The organism is Streptomyces sp. NPDC006296, assembly GCF_040613235.1.
Taxonomy (GTDB): Bacteria; Actinomycetota; Actinomycetes; order Streptomycetales; family Streptomycetaceae; genus Streptomyces.
Map to the genome: position 1 here is coordinate 1 of NZ_JBEXRT010000008.1, position 19,505 is coordinate 19,505.

At 73.4% G+C, this 19,505-nt stretch carries 15 protein-coding genes; 4 read left to right on the forward strand and 11 right to left on the reverse strand.

What is annotated here, in order from left to right:
- Both ABZ172_RS07660 and ABZ172_RS07665 read right to left on the reverse strand, forming a co-directional pair.
- Positions 1-4,660, reverse strand: a 4,660-nt coding sequence (locus ABZ172_RS07660) for a beta-ketoacyl synthase N-terminal-like domain-containing protein (RefSeq protein ID WP_356881217.1), incomplete at its 3' end; no start/stop codon positions are given.
- A gap of 330 nt (positions 4,661-4,990) precedes the next feature.
- Positions 4,991-6,142: a glycine amidinotransferase gene (locus ABZ172_RS07665; protein ID WP_356881219.1), complete on the reverse strand. Its 1,152-nt coding sequence runs from the start codon at positions 6,140-6,142 to the stop codon at positions 4,991-4,993.
- A gap of 302 nt (positions 6,143-6,444) precedes the next feature.
- Between ABZ172_RS07665 and ABZ172_RS07670 the strand changes: the two genes are divergently transcribed.
- Positions 6,445-7,650: a cytochrome P450 gene (locus ABZ172_RS07670; protein WP_356881221.1), complete on the forward strand. Its 1,206-nt coding sequence runs from the start codon at positions 6,445-6,447 to the stop codon at positions 7,648-7,650.
- A 2-nt stretch (positions 7,651-7,652) separates the two neighbouring features.
- Positions 7,653-7,856, forward strand: coding sequence for a ferredoxin (locus ABZ172_RS07675; protein ID WP_356881533.1), 204 nt, complete (start codon positions 7,653-7,655; stop codon positions 7,854-7,856).
- A gap of 87 nt (positions 7,857-7,943) precedes the next feature.
- On the opposite strand, the gene ABZ172_RS07680 is transcribed toward ABZ172_RS07675, so the two are convergent.
- A complete protein-coding gene (locus tag ABZ172_RS07680) occupies positions 7,944-8,726 on the reverse strand; it encodes an alpha/beta fold hydrolase (RefSeq protein ID WP_356881223.1) in 783 nt (260 codons plus the stop codon).
- A gap of 285 nt (positions 8,727-9,011) precedes the next feature.
- Positions 9,012-9,578: a type 1 glutamine amidotransferase domain-containing protein gene (locus ABZ172_RS07685; protein ID WP_356881225.1), complete on the reverse strand. Its 567-nt coding sequence runs from the start codon at positions 9,576-9,578 to the stop codon at positions 9,012-9,014.
- A 533-nt stretch (positions 9,579-10,111) separates the two neighbouring features.
- Between ABZ172_RS07685 and ABZ172_RS07690 the strand changes: the two genes are divergently transcribed.
- Positions 10,112-11,248, forward strand: coding sequence for a PQQ-dependent sugar dehydrogenase (locus ABZ172_RS07690; RefSeq protein WP_356881227.1), 1,137 nt, complete (start codon positions 10,112-10,114; stop codon positions 11,246-11,248).
- A gap of 311 nt (positions 11,249-11,559) precedes the next feature.
- Entirely contained in the window at positions 11,560-12,222 is a 663-nt protein-coding gene (locus ABZ172_RS07695) for a class I SAM-dependent methyltransferase (protein WP_356881229.1), read from the forward strand.
- A 9-nt stretch (positions 12,223-12,231) separates the two neighbouring features.
- Here ABZ172_RS07695 and ABZ172_RS07700 read toward each other — a convergent pair whose 3' ends face one another.
- From ABZ172_RS07700 to ABZ172_RS07730, 7 genes are all read right to left on the reverse strand, one after another.
- Positions 12,232-13,368, reverse strand: a complete 1,137-nt coding sequence (locus ABZ172_RS07700) for an HAD-IIIC family phosphatase (protein WP_356881231.1) — start codon at positions 13,366-13,368, stop codon at positions 12,232-12,234.
- A gap of 86 nt (positions 13,369-13,454) precedes the next feature.
- Positions 13,455-14,561 carry an acyl-CoA dehydrogenase family protein gene (locus tag ABZ172_RS07705; RefSeq protein WP_356881233.1) on the reverse strand — a complete coding sequence of 369 codons (1,107 nt, stop codon included), beginning with the start codon at positions 14,559-14,561 and terminating at the stop codon, positions 13,455-13,457.
- Positions 14,554-14,856, reverse strand: a complete 303-nt coding sequence (locus ABZ172_RS07710; RefSeq protein WP_356881235.1) for an acyl carrier protein — start codon at positions 14,854-14,856, stop codon at positions 14,554-14,556. The genes ABZ172_RS07705 and ABZ172_RS07710 overlap by 8 nt, the downstream gene beginning before the upstream one ends.
- The gene (locus tag ABZ172_RS07715; RefSeq protein ID WP_356881237.1) at positions 14,853-15,746 is read right to left on the reverse strand and encodes a 3-hydroxyacyl-CoA dehydrogenase family protein; all 894 of its coding nucleotides are present in this window, start codon (positions 15,744-15,746) and stop codon (positions 14,853-14,855) included. Before ABZ172_RS07715 ends, ABZ172_RS07710 begins: the two co-directional genes overlap by 4 nt.
- 154 nt (positions 15,747-15,900) lie before the next feature.
- Positions 15,901-17,013 carry a Rieske 2Fe-2S domain-containing protein gene (locus ABZ172_RS07720; RefSeq protein WP_356881239.1) on the reverse strand — a complete coding sequence of 371 codons (1,113 nt, stop codon included), beginning with the start codon at positions 17,011-17,013 and terminating at the stop codon, positions 15,901-15,903.
- Between the two features lie 4 nt (positions 17,014-17,017).
- Positions 17,018-18,478, reverse strand: coding sequence for a cytochrome P450 (locus ABZ172_RS07725; RefSeq protein ID WP_356881241.1), 1,461 nt, complete (start codon positions 18,476-18,478; stop codon positions 17,018-17,020).
- 8 nt (positions 18,479-18,486) lie between these two features.
- Complete coding sequence (locus ABZ172_RS07730) at positions 18,487-19,500, reverse strand: 3-oxoacyl-[acyl-carrier-protein] synthase III C-terminal domain-containing protein (RefSeq protein ID WP_356881243.1); 1,014 nt, start codon at positions 19,498-19,500, stop codon at positions 18,487-18,489.
- Positions 19,501-19,505 lie beyond the last annotated feature (5 nt).

Genomic DNA, 19,505 nt, shown 5'->3' on the forward strand with positions numbered 1-19,505 from the left:
CCACACCCGCACCACGAGCCAGAGCCCGCACCCCGTCCAACAACTCCTCCCGCGAACCCCCCGCCACCACCCCACGACACCCATGCACCGCACGCCCCGACGCGAGGGAGAGCCCCACGTCCGCTGCGGACACGTCGGGGCGGCCGTCCACGAACGCGGCGAGGCGCCCGGCCTGGTCCCGGAGGGCGTCGGTGCTCCGGGCCGAGAGCACCCACGGCACCACGGGGGGCACGTCACGACGGCCGGCCGGCTCGCTCACGGCCGGGGCCTGCTCCACGATCAGGTGGGCGTTGGTGCCGCTGATCCCGAACGAGGACACACCCGCCCGACGCACCCCGTCTGCCGGCCCGGACCACTCACGGGCCTCCGCCAGCAGCCGCACACCACCCGAGGACCAGTCCACCCGCGACGACGGCTCCGCCGCGTGCAACGACGCCGGCAACACACCCCGCCGCAACGCCTCGACCATCTTGATCACACCCGCCACACCCGCAGCGGCCTGCGTGTGCCCGATGTTCGACTTCACCGACCCCAGCCACAACGGCCGCTCCGGACCACGCCCCTGCCCGTACGTCGCCAGCAACGCCTCCGCCTCGATCGGATCGCCCAGCCGCGTACCCGTACCGTGCGCCTCCACCACGTCCACGTCCGGTGCACCGAGCCCCGCATCGGCCAGCGCCGCCCGGATCACCCGCTGCTGGGCCGCGCCGCTGGGAGCGGACAGGCCGTTGGACGCGCCGTCCTGGTTCACCGCGCTCCCCCGCACCACCGCGAGGACCCGGTGACCGTTCCGGCGGGCGTCCGACAGCCGTTCCAGCACGAGGACACCGACCCCCTCGGACCACGCCGTGCCGTCGGCGTCCGCGGAGAAGGGCTTGCACCGGCCGTCCGCCGCGAGGCCGCCCTGCCGGCCGAACTCGCGGAACATGCCGTCCGTCGCCATGACGGTCACGCCTCCCGCCAGGGCCAGATCGCACTCACCGGACCGCAACGCCCGCCCCGCGAGATGCACCGCCACCAACGACGACGAACACGCCGTGTCCACCGTCACCGCAGGACCCTCGAAACCGAACGTGTAGGCCACCCGCCCCGACAGGACGCTCGGGGTGCTGCCGGTGAGGATCTGGCCGGCCAGGTGGTCGGGTGCCTGATGGGCGCGGGGTCCGTAGTCGTGCGTGGTGGCGCCCACATAGACGCCGGTGTTCGAGGAGGACAGGCTGTACGGGTCCATTCCGGCCTGTTCCAGGGCTTCCCAGGAGGTCTCCAGGAGCAGCCGCTGCTGCGGGTCCATCGTCAGCGCCTCGCGGGGCGCGATGCCGAAGAACTCCGCGTCGAAGTCGGCGGCTCCGTCGAGGAACCCGCCGCCGGGGGCGGACGCGTCCGTGCCCGTACCGCGTGGTGCCCAGCCGCGGTCCGTGGGCCAGGTCGTGCCGGCGTGCGTCCCTTCGGCGACGAGGCGCCAGAGGTCGTCCGCCGAGGCGACTGCGCCCGGGTAGCGGCAGGCCGTGCCGACGATGGCGATCGGGTCGTCGCCGCCGGTGTACCGCGGGCTCCGGTCCTCGTCGGGTGCCGGGCCGGTCGCCGGAGCGGTCGCCGCGTCGTCGGCCCGGCCGGCGGGTGTCGGGGATGCCGACGGGTCCGGTGCGGCGTCGGCCGCACCGGGCGCCTGGGCGCGTGCGGCCAGACCGGTCGCGGGTGTCCGGGAGTCGGCAGGTTCGTGGGGTGCGTTGTGCGGGCCGGCGCTGCCGAGCGAGGCGTCGAGGTGCGCGGCCAGGGCCCTGGGCGTGGGGTGGTCGAAGACGGTGCTTCCCCTGACGGGGAGTCCGGTGCGGGCCGCGAGGTCCTTGCCGAGTTCCTCGATCATGACGGAGTCGAACCCGAGGTCCTTGAACGTGCGCGCCGGGTCGACCGGACTCGTCTCCCGCATGACGACGGCCGCCCGCTCGCAGACGAAGGCACGGAGCGCCGACGCACGCTTGGCGCCGGTGAGCGCGGCCAGCAGGGCGAACTCCGCACGTCCGGAGCCCTCCTCCGGGTCCGTGCCACCGGTGTCGGCTGCCTGAACGGCGCCCGCGGACCGGGCTGCGTCCGTGGCCCGCGGGGCGTCCGATGCCCGCGGCGCGGAGGCTGTCTCAGGGGCCGTGTCCGGCACGGCGGCAGGCTCCCGCGCGGCCTTCGGCGCCGGTTCGACGTCGAGCCAGTAGCGCCGCCGCTGGAAGGGGTAGGTCGGCAGGTCGACACACCGGGCACCGCCCAGCACGGGAGTCCAGTCGACATCGGCGCCCGCCACCCACAGCCGCGCCAGCGACCTGAGCGACACGCCGCCCCCAGCGTCTCCGGCCAGTGGCACGACGGCGGGAAGGCCCTCCGCGTCCCGGTCCACGGCCAGGGCGGCCAGAGCGGCCTCCGGGCCGATCTCCACGAAGGTCGGCAGGTCGCTGTTCCGCAGCACCGCCAGGGCGGTGTCGAGCGGGGCCGTCTCCTGTGCCAGCCGCACCCAGTGCGCCGGGTCACGGAGGCGGGCGGATTCCGCCGTCCCCTCCGCGGCCGTGGACGTCATGGTCAGTCGCGGGTCACCGGGCTCGATGGAGGACAGCACCCGGTGATGGGCGTCCGCCCGGTCGGGCGCCGGGACTTCACTCAGCCAGCCTCGCGCCAGCACCGCGCGGGCCGCGTCCCTCAACGACCAGAGACCCGACGCATGGGCGGCGGCGGGCTCGCCCGGCCCGTGGCCCACCACCGCCGACGGCCGGATGCCCCAGGAGGTCAGCAGCCGCCACGAGGCCACGGCGAACGCGAAGGCACCGGCCTCGGCGCGGCCCGCGCACTCCGGGCCGTCGGTCTCCCCGGTCATGGTCCGGCGCAGAGCCGCGCCGAACGTCCCGTCGTCGAGCCCGAGCCGCGCCGTGGTCTCCGCCGTCAGGGCGAGTGCGCCGGCGACCTCGGCGGCCACCTCGTCGAAGGCCTCGCAGACCTCGGCGAGCCCCCGGGCGAACTCCGGAAAGACGGCAAGGGCGGCGGCTCCGGGCTCCGGTGTCCCACCCGAGAACACCACTCCCGTCCCGCCCGTCTCCGGGCCGGACAGCACGACGCCGGGCGCGGGGGTTCCGTCGGCGAGCGCGCGTACGCCGGTCAGCAGTTCGCCGTGCGAGGGTGCCACGACGGCCGCCCGCCGCTCGAACCCCGTGCGCGAGGTGGCGAGGGACCACGCCACCTCGGCGTCCGACGCCTCGCCGGCGTCGACGACAGGGCTGGAGAGCAGGCGGGACGCGGCCTCGCGCAGCGCGGCGTCCCCTCGTCCGGACAGCAGCCACGGCCATGCGGCGGACGGCACCGAGGGACCGGCGGGCGCGGCCGAGCGCTCCTCCCATCCGGAGAGGACGACATGGCAGTTGGTGCCCCCCATGCCGAAGGAGCTGACGCCGGCGATCCGTTCACCGTCCTCACCGGATCCCCCGGGAGCGTCCGGCCACGGCCCGAGCTCCCGCTGCACCCGCAGACGCAGTGCGTCGAGCGGGATGCGCGGGTTGGGGTTCTCGAAGTTGAGGCTGGCGGGCAGCCGGCGGTGCCGGAGGGAGAGGACGACCTTGAGGAGGCCGGCGATTCCGGAGGCGGCGCTGAGGTGGCCGATGTTGGTCTTCACCGAACCGACGGCGAGGGGGCGGTCCGCCGGGCGGTGACGGCCGAGTGCGCGGCCCAGCGCGGCGGCCTCGACGGGGTCCCCGGTGGGAGTGCCGGTGCCGTGCAGTTCGACGTAGTCGACGGCCTCGGGGGCGATTCCGGCGTTCCGGTAGGCGGAGGTGAGGACGTCGGACTGGGCCTCGGCGGTCGGTGCGGTCAGGGTCGCGCCGGCGTGGTCGTTGTTGGTCGCGCTGCCGCGGACCAGGCACAGGATGCGGTCGCCGTCGGCGAGTGCGGTGTCGAGGCGCTTCAGGACGACGGCGCCGCCGCCCTCGCCGGGTACGTAGCCGTCGGCCCGCTCGTCGAAGGTGTGGCAGCGGCCGAGCGAGGACAGGGCGCCGAGGCGGGCGGCGAGCAGCACGCTCTGCGGGAGCAGGTGGAGGTTGACGCCGCAGACCAGGGCGGCGTCGGACTCTCCTGCGCGCAGGCTCGCGGACGCGAGGTGGAGGGCGACCAGGGAGGAGGACTGCGCGGAGTCGACCGTGACGCTCGGGCCCCGGGCGCCGAGGAAGCCGGCCAGCCGGTTGGCGAGGACGCCGCGCTGCACCCCGGTGAGCGCGTGCTGGGTGGCGAGCGTCCCGACGTGCGGGGAGAGCAGTTGGGCGTAGTCGTCGCCGGTGACTCCGACGAAGGTGCCGAGCCGGGTGTCGCGGACCCGGTCCGGTGTGATCCGGGCGTCCTCCAGCGCCTCCCAGCCGAGTTCGAGGGCGAGGCGCTGCTGCGGGTCGACGAAGGGCGCCTCGCGCGGCGAGATCCCGAAGAACGCGGCGTCGAACCGGTCGACGTGCTCCAGGTAGGCACCGGTACGAGGGGTCCGTTCGGCGTCCGGGCCCGTCCAGCGGCCGGGCGGCACCTCGCCGACGGCACTCCCGCCCGAGGCGAGCAGCCGCCACAACGCGTCCGGGTTCTCCGCGCCGGCGAAGCGGCAGGAGACGCCGACGATGGCGAGAGCCGAGTCCAGGCCGTCCGCTGCCCTCATGAGTGCGACTCCCTAGTGTGCTGGATTCTCCGGAATCCCCGGTGGCCCGGGAACTCCGAACTCTCTGTACGAAGAGCGAAAAACCGACAAGCAAAAGCCGGAGAGCGTACGCGAGTGAGCGGAATATCCGCACACCGTCCCCCCGTAAAAGCAAAAGGGACAGGTGCGAGCAGTACGCATCGCGAGCCTCCCACGCTTCCATTCGACGGGTGCGGCACCATCGGGGAAGGCCGCCGTTACGTCCTCGGGGCGTTCCGCGTCACCGTGTCGCGGCGAACCGGTTCTCCCCGTGCCGGAAAAGGCGGAAAGGCCGCGGGGTGCGGCGGGCGGTCAGTCGAGGTAGTCCTCGGCCCCGCCGTCGCGCACGGTGTCGAGGGTGAAGCAGTGGAAGCCTCCGCCGAAGAGGCGACGGTGCCGGTGGCGTACCGGCACGACGGTGAACTTCGCCCGCTCCAGGGTCCGGACGAGCTCGGGGCTGGCCTCGTTGACCAGCACCGTCTCCGGATCGACGGACAGTACGTTCAGGTCGATGAAGGGGCTGGTCAGGATGAGCGCGTCGTCGTCGTACTGCGGGAAGCCGTTCTGCGTGGGGGTCGGGGCGACGATGCGGTCCCAGCGGCGCAGGGCGGGCGGCAGGGCGTCGGCGACCGCATCGGAGCGGACGAGCAGCAGGCCGGGGCGCAGGGCCAGCACCATGCTGTCGATGTGGCTGTCGCTCAGCCGGTGGACGCGGTGGACGCGGAAGCGGCCTTCGAGGTGGCGTTCCAGCCAGGTGACGGCGAGTGCGTGGTTCTCCGTCGAGACGTTCGCGACGATGTCCCGGCCGAGCCGGAGGCACTGCGCCGCGTCGAACATCATCTCCGGGCCGACGTCCCAGGGCGAGGGGGTGGGTTCGGCGATCGGCTCGGTCGGTCCGCCGACGGTCGCGGTCCGCACGTAGGAGAGGTCGAACGAGGCGTCCGTCATCAGCGGGCGGGGCATCGTGGTCCAGCGGCAGCCGCGCCGGAAGTACTCCTGGAACAGCGGTTTCAGCATCTGGGTCTCGAAGTAGCGGGAGCGGATCATCGGGGGTGTCTCGATGATCTCGTCACCGAGGACGAGCGTGTTGTCGCGGATGTTGAGCGGCGGTACGACCGAAGCGGACCAGGCCGGGGTGGTGACCTCCGCGGTCCCGGCGGGCAGCGTGCGGGGGCGGTGGACGGTGACGCCGAGGTCGCGCAGCGTACCGGCGAGGCCTTCGAGGTCCTCGTTCAGTTCGTCCACGTAGCGCCGGGCCACCGGCAGCCGTTGCCGGTCGTCCCCTTCGCTCCGTGCGGAGAGCCGGGGGTAGTACCACTCGGACCGGCCGGGGTTGTCCTGCGCGAGGTTGTCGTGGAAGAAGAGGTCGAACGAGAGCTCCCGCTCGTGCGAGACGTAGTTCTCCGCGGAGCCGACCACGACCTCGCGCAGGCGCGACCACTCGTCGAAACTGTTCAGAAGCATGCAGGGAACCGCCTACTCGTCGGGGTGGCCGGCCGGCCGTGAACTCCACAGAGCTCTCGCCATCGTCACCGCGGCCCGGCCTGCGCCGGTATCAGCGACTTCCGCCGTTACGGCACGGATCTTCTTTTCACATGACTACGCGATGAGCGATCGTGCGACATTGAGGTACCGGAGTTGCGGAGGGATTCCCGGAAGCGGGCGGCGGAAGGGGACATCATCCGAATGAGGCCCTTTGGGGACCCGCAGCGCTCCGGAATTCCGGGAATGGTCGAATTCGTACTCTCGCGAGATGAGGAAGGGTCATGGGCGACCCGTTGCACACCGTCTCCACACTGCCCGCGGCACGGCGGGCCGGCTGCCCCTTCGACCCTCCGGCGGAGCTGCTCGAAGCCCGGCGGGACGGTCCGCTCAGCCGCTACACCTTCCCCGGCGGTCACCTCGGCTGGCTGGTCACGGGGTACGACCTGATCCGGTCGGTGCTGGCGGACCCCCGGTTCAGTTCGCGGCGGGAGCTCATGCGGCATCCGACCGTCGACTACGGCGGCCTGACGCTGCCGCCGGTGCCGCCGGGTGAGTTCCTCCTCATGGACGACCCGGAGCACAGCCGCTACCGCAAGCCGCTGATGGGGAAGTTCACCGTGCGGCGGATGCGGCTGCTCACCGAGCGCGTCGAGCAGATCACCGCCGAACACCTGGACACCATGGCGGAGTCGGGTCCGCCCACGGATCTGGTGAGCGCGTTCGCCCAGCCCGTCCCGGCCATGATGATCTGTGAACTGCTGGGCGTGCCGCACTCCGACCGTGCTTCCTTCCAGGCGCAGTTCGCGTCCTTCATGGACGCCGAGGCGCAGGAGGAGGACGCGGTCGCCGCCTACGCGGAGACCCGGCACCGGCTCGGCGAGCTGGTGGCCGCGAAGCGTGCGCATCCCACCGACGACGTGCTCAGCGAGCTCACCGACAGCGACCTCTCCGACGAGGAGCTGCGGGGCATGGCCCTGGTCCTGCTCGCCGCCGGTCTGGACACCACGGCGAACATGCTGGCGCTCGGGACCTTCGCGCTGCTGCGCCACCCGGAGCAGCTCGCCGCGCTGCGCGCCGACCCCGGGCTCACCGACCGGGCGGTGGAGGAACTGCTGCGCTACCTCAGCGTGGGCAAGACCTTCATGCGGACGGCGCTGGAGGACGTGCGGCTCGGGGACCACACCGTCGAGGCCGGTTCGTCCCTCATCCTGTCCTACAACACGGCGAACCGTGACCCCGAGCGCTTCACCGACCCGCACGTGCTCGACTTCGGGCGCCAGGACGGCGGGCACGTGGCGTTCGGGCACGGGATCCACCAGTGCCTGGGCCAGCAGCTGGCGCGTGTCGAGATGCGCGTCGCCTTCCCCGCGCTGGTGAACCGCTTCCCCTCCCTGCGGCTGGCCGTGCCGGCCGAGGACATCGCGCTGCGGACGGAGCTGTCCGACATCCACGGGGTGAAGCGTCTCCCGGTCACCTGGGACGGGTGACCGTGCGGATCGAGGTCGACGGCGAACGCTGCATCGGGTCCGGGATGTGCACCCTGACGGCGGGTGAGGTGTTCGACCAGGACGCGGACGACGGCCGGGCCGTCGTCCTGCTTCCCGAGCCTCCCGCCGGCCTGCGGGAGGCGGTCCGGGAGGCCGCCGGGCACTGCCCGACCGCGGCGATCAGGCTGCGGGGCCCGGGGGCCTGACGCCCGCGTGCGTGCAGACGGAGCGGGGGGCCGGGCGGCTGCATCCTGCCGCCCGGCCCCCCGCTCCGTCCGTGCCCGGGCTCCTGCTCAGCCCGCCAGGGGCCCGGAGCCGGCGGTGGCGCGCAAGGTGTCGGTGACGAGGGCGGCGATCTCCGGCTCGTGGTCGGTCAGGAAGAAGTGGCCGCCGGAGAAGACCCTCATGTCGAAGGCGCCGGTGGTGTGCGCACCCCAGGCGGACACCTCGTCGAGCCGGACATGGGAGTCCCGGTCCCCCGCGAGGGCCACGATCGGCGTGCCCACCAGGGCGTCGGTGCCGGTGTGGTAGGTCTCCGCCGCGCCGTAGTCGGCGCGGATCGCGGGCAGCACGAGCCGCATCAGCTCGGGCTCGTCGAGGACCCGGCTGTCGGTGCCGTCGAGCTCCCGGAGCACCTCGACGATGCCGTCGTCGTCGAGGAAGCGCACGCCGCGGTCGCCGGAGACCGACGGGGCGCGGCGGCCCGAGGCGAACAGGGCGCTGGGCGCGGCGGGACCCTCGCGTTCGAGGAGCCGGGCCAGTTCGAACGCGACGGCGCCGCCCATGCTGTGCCCGAAGAGGGCGAAGGGGCGGCCCTCGACGCGTGCTCCGAGCTCCTCGAAGGCCCCCCGGGCCATCTCCTGGACGCTTTCGAGGCAGGGCTCGCGCAGCCGGTCCTGACGCCCCGGGTACTGCGCGGCGATGACCTCGATCTCGTCGGGCAGGCGGGCCGACAGCGAGAAGAAGGCCTGCGCGGCTCCTCCGGCGTACGGCAGGCACACCAGGGTCGCCCGGGCCTCCGGGCGCGGGTGGAACGTGCGGAACCACTGGCTCCGGTGCGGAACGGGGGGTGCCATGGTGAGGCTGCTCCTTTCGGCTCGGCGGGTCGCCGTACCCGCCGACCCTTGTCGGGCCGGGTACGCCACGGCATCCGTGCATGCCACCGTTACGCGGCCGGTCGGCTCTTTCCTTCCCCGCTCCCTCCACGGCAATCCACGGCCGCCGGTCCGCGGCGCGCCCGCCGTGACCGCAGGTCCCCGCGGGTCCGACGCAAGCGGCCCGGCGGCGCGACCCCCGCGAGGAGAGGTGCGTACACGGGCCGCTCGCGCCGGGCCGGGGGCCACCGCCGTGGTGCGGAGCGCTCAGGAGCCGACGAGCGCCTTGTTGACGGCATCGAGGAAGTCGTCGAGGTCACCAGGGGTGCGTGAGGTGACCAGGGGGTAGTCGCCCGTGGTGTCGCTGACCACGGATTCGTCGACCCAGGAGGCGGCTCCCGCGTTGCGGATGTCGGTGCGCAGGGAGGGGTACGAGGTCAGGGTCCTGCCCCGCACCACGTCCGCCTCCACCAGGGCCCACGGCCCGTGGCAGATGGCGGCGATCGGGCGGCCCGACGACGCGAACGCCTTGACCAGGGCCAGGGCGGTGGCGTCGAGGCGCAGCTGATCGGCGTTGAGGGTGCCGCCGGGCAGCAGGAGGAGCTGGTGGTCCGCCGGGTCCACCGCGTCGACGGTGGTGTCGGGCTCGATCGTCCGGCCCGGGTCCTTGTCTCCCACCAGGGTCCGGACGGGCTCGGCGCTCGTGGCGGCGACGGTCACGTCCGCGCCGTCCGCACGCAGCCGTTCGAGCGGTACGAGCAGTTCGTCCTGCTCGACTCCGTAGGGGGTGACGAGAACCAGGACGCGATGTCCGTTCAGGGGCCGGTCAGCCATGATGAAGCGCCTTTCGTCGGTACGAGGTGGGGTGCGTACGGGGCGGGCGCACGGTCCCGCCCGCCTTCCTGCGGTCGGTGCTGTCGGACGTGCCGGTGGGCCGGAGCCCAGCGGCCGGGGGCTCTGCCCGGCCGTTCCTCGTGCGCCGGGGGACGGCCGTCGGTGAACCGCTGTATCGCCTCCTCCTGGAGCCGGCCCACGGTGGGGCCGGCCGGGCCGGCGGATCACCCGACGGCGTCACCTACGGGTGCTCGCTGCGGCGCCGGTCATGCCTCCGCTGTTCCAGTGCACGCCGTACGGCCGCATCCCGCGACCGGACACGGGGGTGGGCCCGTGACCGCCGCGCCGTGGGCACCGCCACGGACGGACGGCTTGAAACCTGGTCTATACCAAACTCCGTCGTCCCCGTACTCTCGTCCGTGGCCAGTAGCACTTCTCCCCCACTCAGGTTGCGTACCGGCACGGGCGACACCCCCTGACTCCGCCCTCACCGGACGGGTGCCGTCCCCCCGCGCCGCCTCCAGGAGGTCACGGTGAACATCCGCACCAGAGGTTCGGCGCTCGTCGGCGCCGTCTGCCTCGTCGCTTCCCTCGCACTGACCACGGCGTCCGCCGACGAGCGCACCGCACCGCGTACGGCGGCGCAGGTCGTGCTCAACAAGGTGGCGACGGCCCAGAGTCCGTCCGTCGGCACCGCCGGCCCCGGCGGCACCGTCTGGATCGCCGAACGCGCGGGCACCGTACGGGTCCTGACCGACGACGGACTGGGTGACCCCGTACTCGACATCTCGGACGAGACCACCACCGACGGCGAACGCGGCCTGCTGGGCGTGGCGTTCGACAAGGAGTTCGCGCACTTCTACATCTCGTTCACGGATCTCGAAGGCACCAGCACCGTGGACGAGCTCGCCGTGCAGGACGGCACGATCCAGCCGGATTCCCGACGCACCGTCCTCACCCAGACCCAGCCCTACTCGAACCACAACGGCGGCGACATCGCGTTCGGTCCCGACGGCTACCTCTACATCGGGCTCGGCGACGGCGGCTCGGGGGGCGACCCCGACGGCAACGGGCAGAACCTGGACACACTGCTCGGCAAGATGCTGCGGATCGATCCGAGCGGCGGCGACCCGTACGCGGTCCCGCAGGACAACCCGTTCGTCGGCGACCCCGACGCCCGGGACGAGATCTGGGCCTACGGGCTGCGCAACCCGTGGCGGTTCTCCTTCGACTCCGGCACGGGTGACCTGCTGATCGGTGACGTCGGCCAGAGCGAATGGGAGGAGATCGACTGGGCCCCGGCCGACAGCACGGGCGGTGAGAACTACGGCTGGTCCCAGATGGAGGGCACCCATCCGTTCCGGGGCGGCACGGAGCCCGCGAACCACGTGCCGCCGGTCCACGAGTACGACCGCACCGGACTGGGCTGCTCGGTGATCGGCGGATACGTGTACCGCGGGGAGGCGATCCCGGACCTCCGGGGCCAGTACGTGTTCAGCGACTACTGCGACGGCACGGTCCGCACCCTGGAGATGGAGGACGGCGAGGTGACCGGCGTGAGCGACCTCGGTGTCGACGGCGGTGAGACGGTCTCGTTCGTGCAGGACGGCGACGGCGAGCTGTACGTCCTCGGAATAGCGGGCGCCGTCTCCCGGATCGACCCGGCCTAGCGAACGACGTACTGCCGGCCTGTCCCGGCCCGGCCCCCGCGGCGAGACGACCGACGCGGGCGCCGGGCCGGATCCGCGGTACGGGTCCGCGTCGGCACCGGTTCGAGGGACGGAGCGGCGTCGGGTCCGGAAGACGGACCTGCGCCGGGATCGGAGCAGCGGATCGGCGTCGGTGCCGCAGGCGACGGACCCGCACGGCGCACGGAGGCGGGCGGGCCGCCGCACCTCTGCTCCCCCGCGGACGAACGCGCCCCCGCCGGGCCGGACATGCACCGTTGAACCGGGGTGCGGGGAGATCTAGGCTTTCCGGTATGGCGGATCAGACTGCGGCCGGCCCGGAGCTTCTGGAATATGTCAGGGAACACTCGCTCAGGGAGGACGGGATCCTGCGCGAGCTCCGCCGCACGACGGCGGAGCTGCCCGGCGGGAAAGCGATGCAGGTGATGCCCGAGGAGGGCCAGTTCCTCGCGTTCCTGATCGCGGCGACCGGCGTCGTGGACGTCCTGGAGATCGGCACCTTCACCGGCTACAGCACCCTGTGCATGGCCCGTGCCCTGCCGCCGCAGGGGCGGGTGGTCACCTGCGACATCAGTGTGCGGTGGCCGGAGATCGGCGCCGAGTACTGGCGGCGGGCGGGCGTTCTCGACCGGATCGAGGTGCGGATCGGGGAGGCGGCCGACCTCCTCGAGGACATGCTCGCGGCTGACGGTGCGGGCCGTTTCGGCCTCGTCTTCGTCGACGCCGACAAGGCGAACTATCCGCGGTACTACGAGCTGGCGCTCCGGCTGGTGCGTCCCGGTGGCCTGGTGGTGGTGGACAACACGCTCTTCTTCGGCCGGGTCGTCGATCCGCTCGCCGACGACGCGGACACCGCCGGTGTCCGCGAGGTCAACGCCAGGATCCGGGAGGACCGGCGGGTCGACGTCTCCATGCTCCCGATGGCCGACGGCATCACGCTGGTCCGCCGCCGGTGACGCGTCACCTCACCGGCCCGGACGGGCCGGACCGTGCGGAGCCGGGGAGGACGGCGGCGGGTCGCCGAGATCCGGCGCGACCAGCCGCACCGTCGCGGGAGCGTCCCTCCGCGCGGCGAGCAGGTGCAGCAGGCGGACCTCCCCACCGCCGCTCGCGGTGACCGTCCCCCGGCAGGCGCAGGGCCCGTCGTCGAAGCCGGCGAACCGGTAGGCGATCTCCATCATCCGGTTGCGGTCGGTGGCCCGGAAGTCCGCCAGCAGGTGGACACCGGCCCGGGCGGCCTGGTCGGCCAGCCAGTTCAGGACGACCGTGCCGGCACCGAACGCCACCACGCGGCACGACGTGGCGAGCAGTTTGAGGTGCCAGGCCCGCGCGTGCCTCTCCAGCAGCACCACGCCCACCGCTCCGTGCGGGCCGAAGCGGTCGGTGAGCGTCACGACCAGCACCTCGTGCCGGGGGTGGGTGAGCAGCGCGCGCAGCACCTCGTCGGGGTAGTGCACCCCGGTCGCGTTCATCTGGCTGGTGCGCAGCGTCAGTTCCTCGACCCGCGTCAGCTCGGCGGCGGTGGCCCTGCCGATCCGCATCACCATGCCGAGCGAGCGCAGGAAGTCCTCGTGGGAGCCGGTGTGCCGTGCCTGCTCGTCCGTACGCCGGAAACCGGCCTGGTACATCGTCCGGCGCCGTCGTGCGTCGACGGTCACCGACCGCGGGCTGAATTCGGGCATGCCGAGCAGCTTCGGCGCGTCCTGCGCCGGGTAGCAGCGCACGTCCGGGAGGTGATGGGCGACCTCGGCGCGTTCGGCGGGCTGGTCGTCGATGAAGGCGAGGGCGGCGGGGGCGAAGTCCAGCCGCTCGGCGATCCGGCGTACGGCGTCCGACTTGCGTCCCCAGCCGATCTCCGGCACGACGAAGTAGTCGGCGACACCGAGTGCGCGGAGCCGGGCCCAGGCGTGGTCGTGGCTGTTGCGGCTGCACACCGACTGGAGGATCCCGCGGGCGTCCAGACCGGTGATCACCCGGCGGACCGCTTCGGGCAGGACGACGTCCTCGTCCTCCAGGAGCGTGCCGCGCCAGAGCGTGTCGTCCAGGTCCCAGACCAGACACTTCACGGTGGGGGGCGGGTCCGGCGGGGCGGGGTCGCTCATGTCGGGCTCCCTGTCGTGTCGTCGCGCGTCCTGTCCTCTGCCGGGCTGTGCCGTGGCGTGCCGTGCTTCGGCCGCTCCGGGCGGGGTCACCGCCCGTTGAGCAGGTGGTCGGCCAGGATCAGCTGACACATCTCGTTGCTGCCCTCGATGATCTCCATGAGCTTGGCGTCGCGGTACGCCCGTGCGACGACGTGCCCGTCCTGGGCCCCGGCCGACGCGAGGATCTGGACCGCGGCCGCCGCGCCTCTGGCCGCGTGCTCCGCCCCGACGTACTTCGCCAGCACGACGGCGGTGGCCAGATCGGCGGCGTTGTCGTCCCAGCAGCGACTGGCGTACTCGCAGGCCCGGGTGGCGGTCTGCTCGGCGGCCCACAGGTCGGCCAGGTGCCGGGCGACGAGCTGGTGCCGCCCCAGCGGCCGGCCGAACTGGTGCCGTGTTCCCGCGTGCCCGGCGGCGGCCGCCACACAGGCCCGCAGGATTCCCACACAGCCCCAGGCGACGGAGATCCGGCCGTAGGCGAGGGCGGTCGTCACCAGCAGGGACAGCGGCTGGCGCCCTCCGCCCAGCAGGGCGGCGGCGGGCAGCCGTACCTCGTCGAACGTGACGTCCGCGTGGCCGGCGGCCCGGCAGCCCAGCGGATCGGCCACCCGCCGGACCCGGACGCCGGGGGCCGTCCGGGGCACCACCGCCACGGCGGCCCCCTCTCCCGTCCGGGCGACGACGAGGAGGAGGTCGGCGTAGTCGGCGGCGGTCACCCAGGTCTTGCGGCCGGTGAGCAGCAGGGAGTCCCCGTCGGTGGTGACGGTGGTCCCGACGGCCGACAGGTCGCTGCCCGCCTGCGGCTCGCTGAAGGCCACGGCCGCCAGGTCGCCGGAGGCCAGTCGCGGCAGCAGGTCCGCCGCCTGTGCCGGGTCACCGAGCCGTTCGACGGCCCACGCGGCCATTCCCTGCGAGGTCATGACGCTCCGGAGCGAGCTGCACAGGCTGCCGACGTGGGCGGTGAGCGCGCCGTTGTCGGCGCTGCTCCAGCCCGGTCCGCCGTGGTGCGCCGGGATCTGCGCGGTGAGCAGGCCGGTCGCACCGAGCTTCCGCATCAGGTCCTCGGGCAGCCGGCCCTCCCGGTCCCAGGCGCCCGCCCGGTCGCCGACCAGCTCCGTGACGGCCGCGGCCGCCGCGGCGACGGGTTCACGCACCGGAGCCGCCGGGGGCCGGGGCGCGGAGCCGTTCGACCAGCGCGGCCATCTGCAGCACGGTGCGGAAGTTCTCCATCCGCAGGTCGGCGCCGCGGATGGAGACGCCGTACGTCCGCTCCAGGTGCACCACGAGTTCCATGGCGAAGAGCGAGGACAGCCCCCCGGCACCGAAGACGTCCCCGTCGGTCGCCCAGGTCCGTCCCGTGCGCCGCTCCAGGAGCCGGAGCAGGTCCGACTGGACGGTGTCGGGGCCGTCCGTGGATTCCGGCACCGGCCGGTCGGATGACGTGGTCATGCGTGTTCTCCCTCGTAGTCGTAGAAGCCGCGCCCGCTCTTGCGGCCGAGGTGGCCGTTCCGCACCATCTCCAGCAGGAGGTCGCAGGGGCGGCTGCGTTCGTCGCCGGTCCGGCTGTGCAGCACCCGCAGCGAATCGACCAGGTTGTCGAGCCCGATGAGGTCGGCGGTGCGCAGCGGGCCGGTCGGGTGGCCCAGGCATCCCTGCATGAGGCGGTCGACGGAGTCGGCGCTCGCGGTGCCGGCCGCCACCACCCGTACCGCGTCGTTGATCATGGGGTGCAGGATCCGGCTCGTGACGAACCCCGGTGCGTCGTCGACCACGATCGCCTCCCGGCGCAGTGCGGTGAGCAGGCTCCGCAGCGCGTCCAGGGTGCTCGGCGAGGTGTGCGTGCCCCGGATGACCTCGACCGTCCGGATCAGGCAGGGCGGATTCATGAAGTGGGTGCCGATCAGGTCCGCCGGGCGGGCCGCCGCCCGGGCCAGTTCGTCGATCGGGATGGCCGAGGTGTTCGAGATGATCGGGGTGCCGGGCACCACCAGCGCGGAGACGTCCGCGAGGACCTCGGCCTTGGCGTCGGCGTCCTCGGTGACCGCCTCGATCACCGCGGTGGGGGCCGCCTGATCGGCCGTCATCAGGCCGGCGAGCGACGGGCCGGTGAGGACCGCGACGGGGCCGGTCCCGTCCGGAAGGGCGCCCATCAGCCGTGCCGTCCGTATCTGGTGGGCGATCCTGGCCGGTGCCTCGTCCAGGCGGCGCCGGTCCGGATCGATCAGCGACACCGCGATCCCGTGTCCGGCGGCGAGGGCGGCGATGCCCGATCCCATGACTCCCGCTCCGAGCACGGTCAGCCGGTGCACGGCGCCGGGTGAGCTGTTCTCCGCTGGCATGTCGCCTCTCTTTCGGTCCGGGTCGACGGGCTTGCGGGAGGGCTGTCCGCACACGGCGGGCGCCGGCGCCCCGGGAGCGGTACGGCGGCCCTCCGGTGCGGCGCAGGCCCGTGCGTGCAGGCCCGGTGCGTGCCGACCGGTGCGTGGCCGGCGGTCACTCCTCGGCGTGGCTCACTTCGGTCCGCCGGGGAGGCCGTGGTGGTGCGAGTTCGCCCGCGGGCTGCGTGTAGAACTGCTGTGCCCACTGCCGGTACCGGCCGATCGGGCCGTCGCCCTGGGCGAGCCTGGGCTGTTCGACGTGCTCCTGGTGGTGCCACATCAGCAGGTCCGCTCCGGTGTCGACGCTGGCCACCCGCTGCAGGACGGCGCTGAGCAGCCGGGCCAGCGGGGTCGCCGCCGCGCGCCCGATCGTCCCCGGCACACCGGGGATCCCGTTCAGCTCCAGCTTCGTGCCGAAACGGAGCTGGATGCGGCCCGTGCCGGTCGGGGTCGCGTGCAGCATCACGTAGAGGCTGCCGGCGTCCCGGGGCAGCACGGACCGGGCCGCGATGGTGCCGAGGCCGATCACCGTGAGGGTGTAGGACTGGCGGAACCCGCGCATGACGGTGCCGCGGGCCGTCGCGGTGACGGTGCTGACCGGTTCCCCGGGCACGGGGGCGCCCTCGATGTCGAGGTCCTTCAGGCCGTGCAGCGCGGGCAGGTGTCCCCAGTCGAAGGCGTTCTCGATGACGTCCTGCGGGTGGCCGGCGATGTCGTAGGTGTCGTGGCTGAACGGCTGCCGGCCGTTCATGGGGAAGGCCGGGACGTCCCACTGCGGGGGCAGGCCGAGGGCGTGCCGCCACACGTAGACGGAGCCGTTCACCTCGCGGACCGGGTACTGCGTCAGGGAGGCCCTCGGCGGCGGCTTGTCGTAGCCGGTGCGCACGCAGGCTCCGGTCGGGTCGAACGCGAACCGGTGGAAGGGGCAGACGAGGTCCTCCCCCTCGACCGATCCGCCGACCCCGAGATGGGCTCCCAGATGGGGGCACCGGGGCCGGACCGCCCGCAGCACGCCCCCGGCGGTCCGGTAGACGACGACCTCCGCACCGGCGAGCGGGCGGGTGAGGACGGATCCGGGTCGCACCTCGTCGGCGAAGGCCAGGCAGAACCAGCCGTCCGGACAGGGGCGCGAGGGGGTGTGCAGCGTGTCGGCGGGGGCCGCCGCGCCCGGACCGGCTCCGCGGGAGTCGAGGAGCTGTTTCACCAAGGGCTTCAGGTGAGGCTTCACTGCGTCACTCCTGGTGCTTCACGGGGCAGGTCGCGATGCCCGTTCGGGTGGACGGCTGGTCGGGTACGGCCCGCAGGGCGGCCGTGTGGGTGCCGGGTTTCCCGGCGTCGTCCGTCCGTCGCTCGCGGAGCCGCAGGCTCAGCCCGCGTGAGCTCAGGCTGGTCTCGACCTTCGGCCGGAACGGCTGGTCGCCGACGGGGGTCAGCTCCCAGCGGGCGACGACGGCGGTGAGGGCGAGGACGGCCTCGGTGAGGGCGAACTGGTCCCCGATGCACTTGCGGGGTCCTGCGCCGAACGGGATGTACGCGGCCCGGTCGGGCTGGGCGTCGAGCCAGCGGTCCGGATCGAACCGGTCGGGCTCCGCGTACAGGTCGGGCCGGCGGTGCAGGAGGTACGGGCTGAGCACGAGCGTGCTGCCGTTCTCGAGCCGTACGCCGCCGAGTTCGGCGTCCTCCCGGAGGGTGCGGGTCATCATCCAGGCGGGCGGATACAGCCGCAGTGTCTCGGTCACCACCCGGGCGGCCAGGCCGAGTGAGGGCAGGTGCGCGGGGTCGGGCCTCCCGCCGTCCAGGATGGCGTCGGTCTCGGCCCGGAGGCGTTCCTGGACGTCGGGGTTCGTGGCGAGCAGGTGCAGCGCCCAGGCCAGGGTGATGGCCGTGGTCTCCATCCCGCCGAGGAAGAACGTCAGTGCCTCGTCGGCCAGTTCGGCGTCGCTCAGCTGCTCCCGCCCGGCCTCGCTCTCCTCGTCCACCGCCCCGACCAGTGCCGACAGGAGGTCGGCGTGGTCGGTGGGATCGGCCCGCCGCTCGGCGATGATCTGCGCGATGGTGTCGGCGAGCCGGGCGCGGGCCCGGTCGTAGCGCCGCTTCTGCGGGGTCGGCACCCGGCGCAGCGGAGCGGGTGTCATCATCCGGCGGAAGAACGCGCTGACGATGACGGCGGTGTCGTCCAGGGCCCGTCGCATGGTCTCCTCGGGCAGCGCGCCGCTGAACATCGTCTGCATGGTGGCGCGCGTCGTCAGCGTCATCATCTCCTGGGTGATGTCGAGGACGTCCCCGTCCCGCCAGGACTCCGCCTTCCGCACGGCCGCGTCGGCGAACACCGCCCCGTAGCCGGGCATCCGGGTGGGGTGGAAGGAGGGCTGGCACAGCCGCCGCTGCCGCCGGTGCAGGGTGTAGGAGCAGGTGGACAGGCCGTCGCCGATGACCTCGCGGATCCGGTCGTAGATCGGCCCGCCCTTGTCGAAGACCCGGTCGTTCAGGAACACCTGACGGGTCAGCGCCGGATCGCAGATCATGACCGCGGAGCTGGGGCCCAGCCGGACGCGGACCATGGTGCGGTATCCGGACAGGGACATGATGAACGCCAGCGGATCGCGGAGCAGCGGCAGGGCGTGGCCCAGCAGAGGCAGGGACCCTGGGGCGAGCGGGACCGACGCGGCGGTCGCCGTACTCGTGTCTGTCATGGTCAGCCTCATTCCGTCGGGGGTCGACCGGCCGGCACGGCGGCGGGGTCGCGGGTGACTTCGAGCAGCGCGGTGGTCCAGCGGAATCCCAGTCCGAAGCTCACGACGAGGACGCGCTGCCCGGCCCGGAGCGTGCCGGACCGGGACAGCCGGTCGAGGGCCAGCAGCACGTCGCTCGGTCCGGCGTGGCCGAGGTGCCGGCCGAAGGTCCAGCTGGTCCCGTCGGAACGGACGCCGAGGGGGGTGGCCGCGAGCACCATGTCGAGCACGACCGACCCGATCGCGATGGCGACCACGTGCGCGATGTCCTCGGGCTTCGCACCGGTCTCGTCGAGGACGGTCTCGACGCAGCGGCGGGTGGAGCGTTGCAGTGCGTCGATGTGGGGCATGAGGCCGGTCTCCTCCGCAAGGAAGGGGCGGCCGGTGCCCGTGTGGCCTTCCCGGGCGCGGGTCAGCACCTCCAGTCGCGGCTCCGCCGCCTGGGCGGTCGCGGCCAGGCGTGCGAAGCCCGTGCGGCGGGTGAGGACTGCGGCGGCTCCGGCGTCGCCCGCCACATAGCCGGTCTCCCGGACGTGCCCCCAGCGTCCGGCGGGGAACCGGGCGCCGGCCGTGACGAGGGCGGCGTGCGCCTGCGGCCGGGCGGTGAGGTGCTCGGCGGCGGTGACCAGTGCGGCGGCCCCGCCGTCGCTGGCGGCGCCGACCTCGATCCCGGTGGTGTCCGGTCCGCCGAGCACCCGCAGCAGATAGGGCGCGGGGGTGTAGTGGTCCTCGTCCTGGAAGTGGGCGTGCACGACGAGGCTGAGGTCGGCGCCGGTGACGTCCGCGTGGCGCAGGGCCTTGAGGCCGGCACGGGCCGCCATCTGCGTCGCGGTGTGGTCCGTGGAGACGGCGGCCGAGGTGAATCCGTTGAGGGCCGCCATGGAGGGGCGTCCGGCGTCCGGCCCGCCGCGCGGCTGCTGCTCGCGCCTGATGGGCGGTACCCACGCACCGGTCCCGGCGATCGTGATGTCCTGCCACAACACTGGTG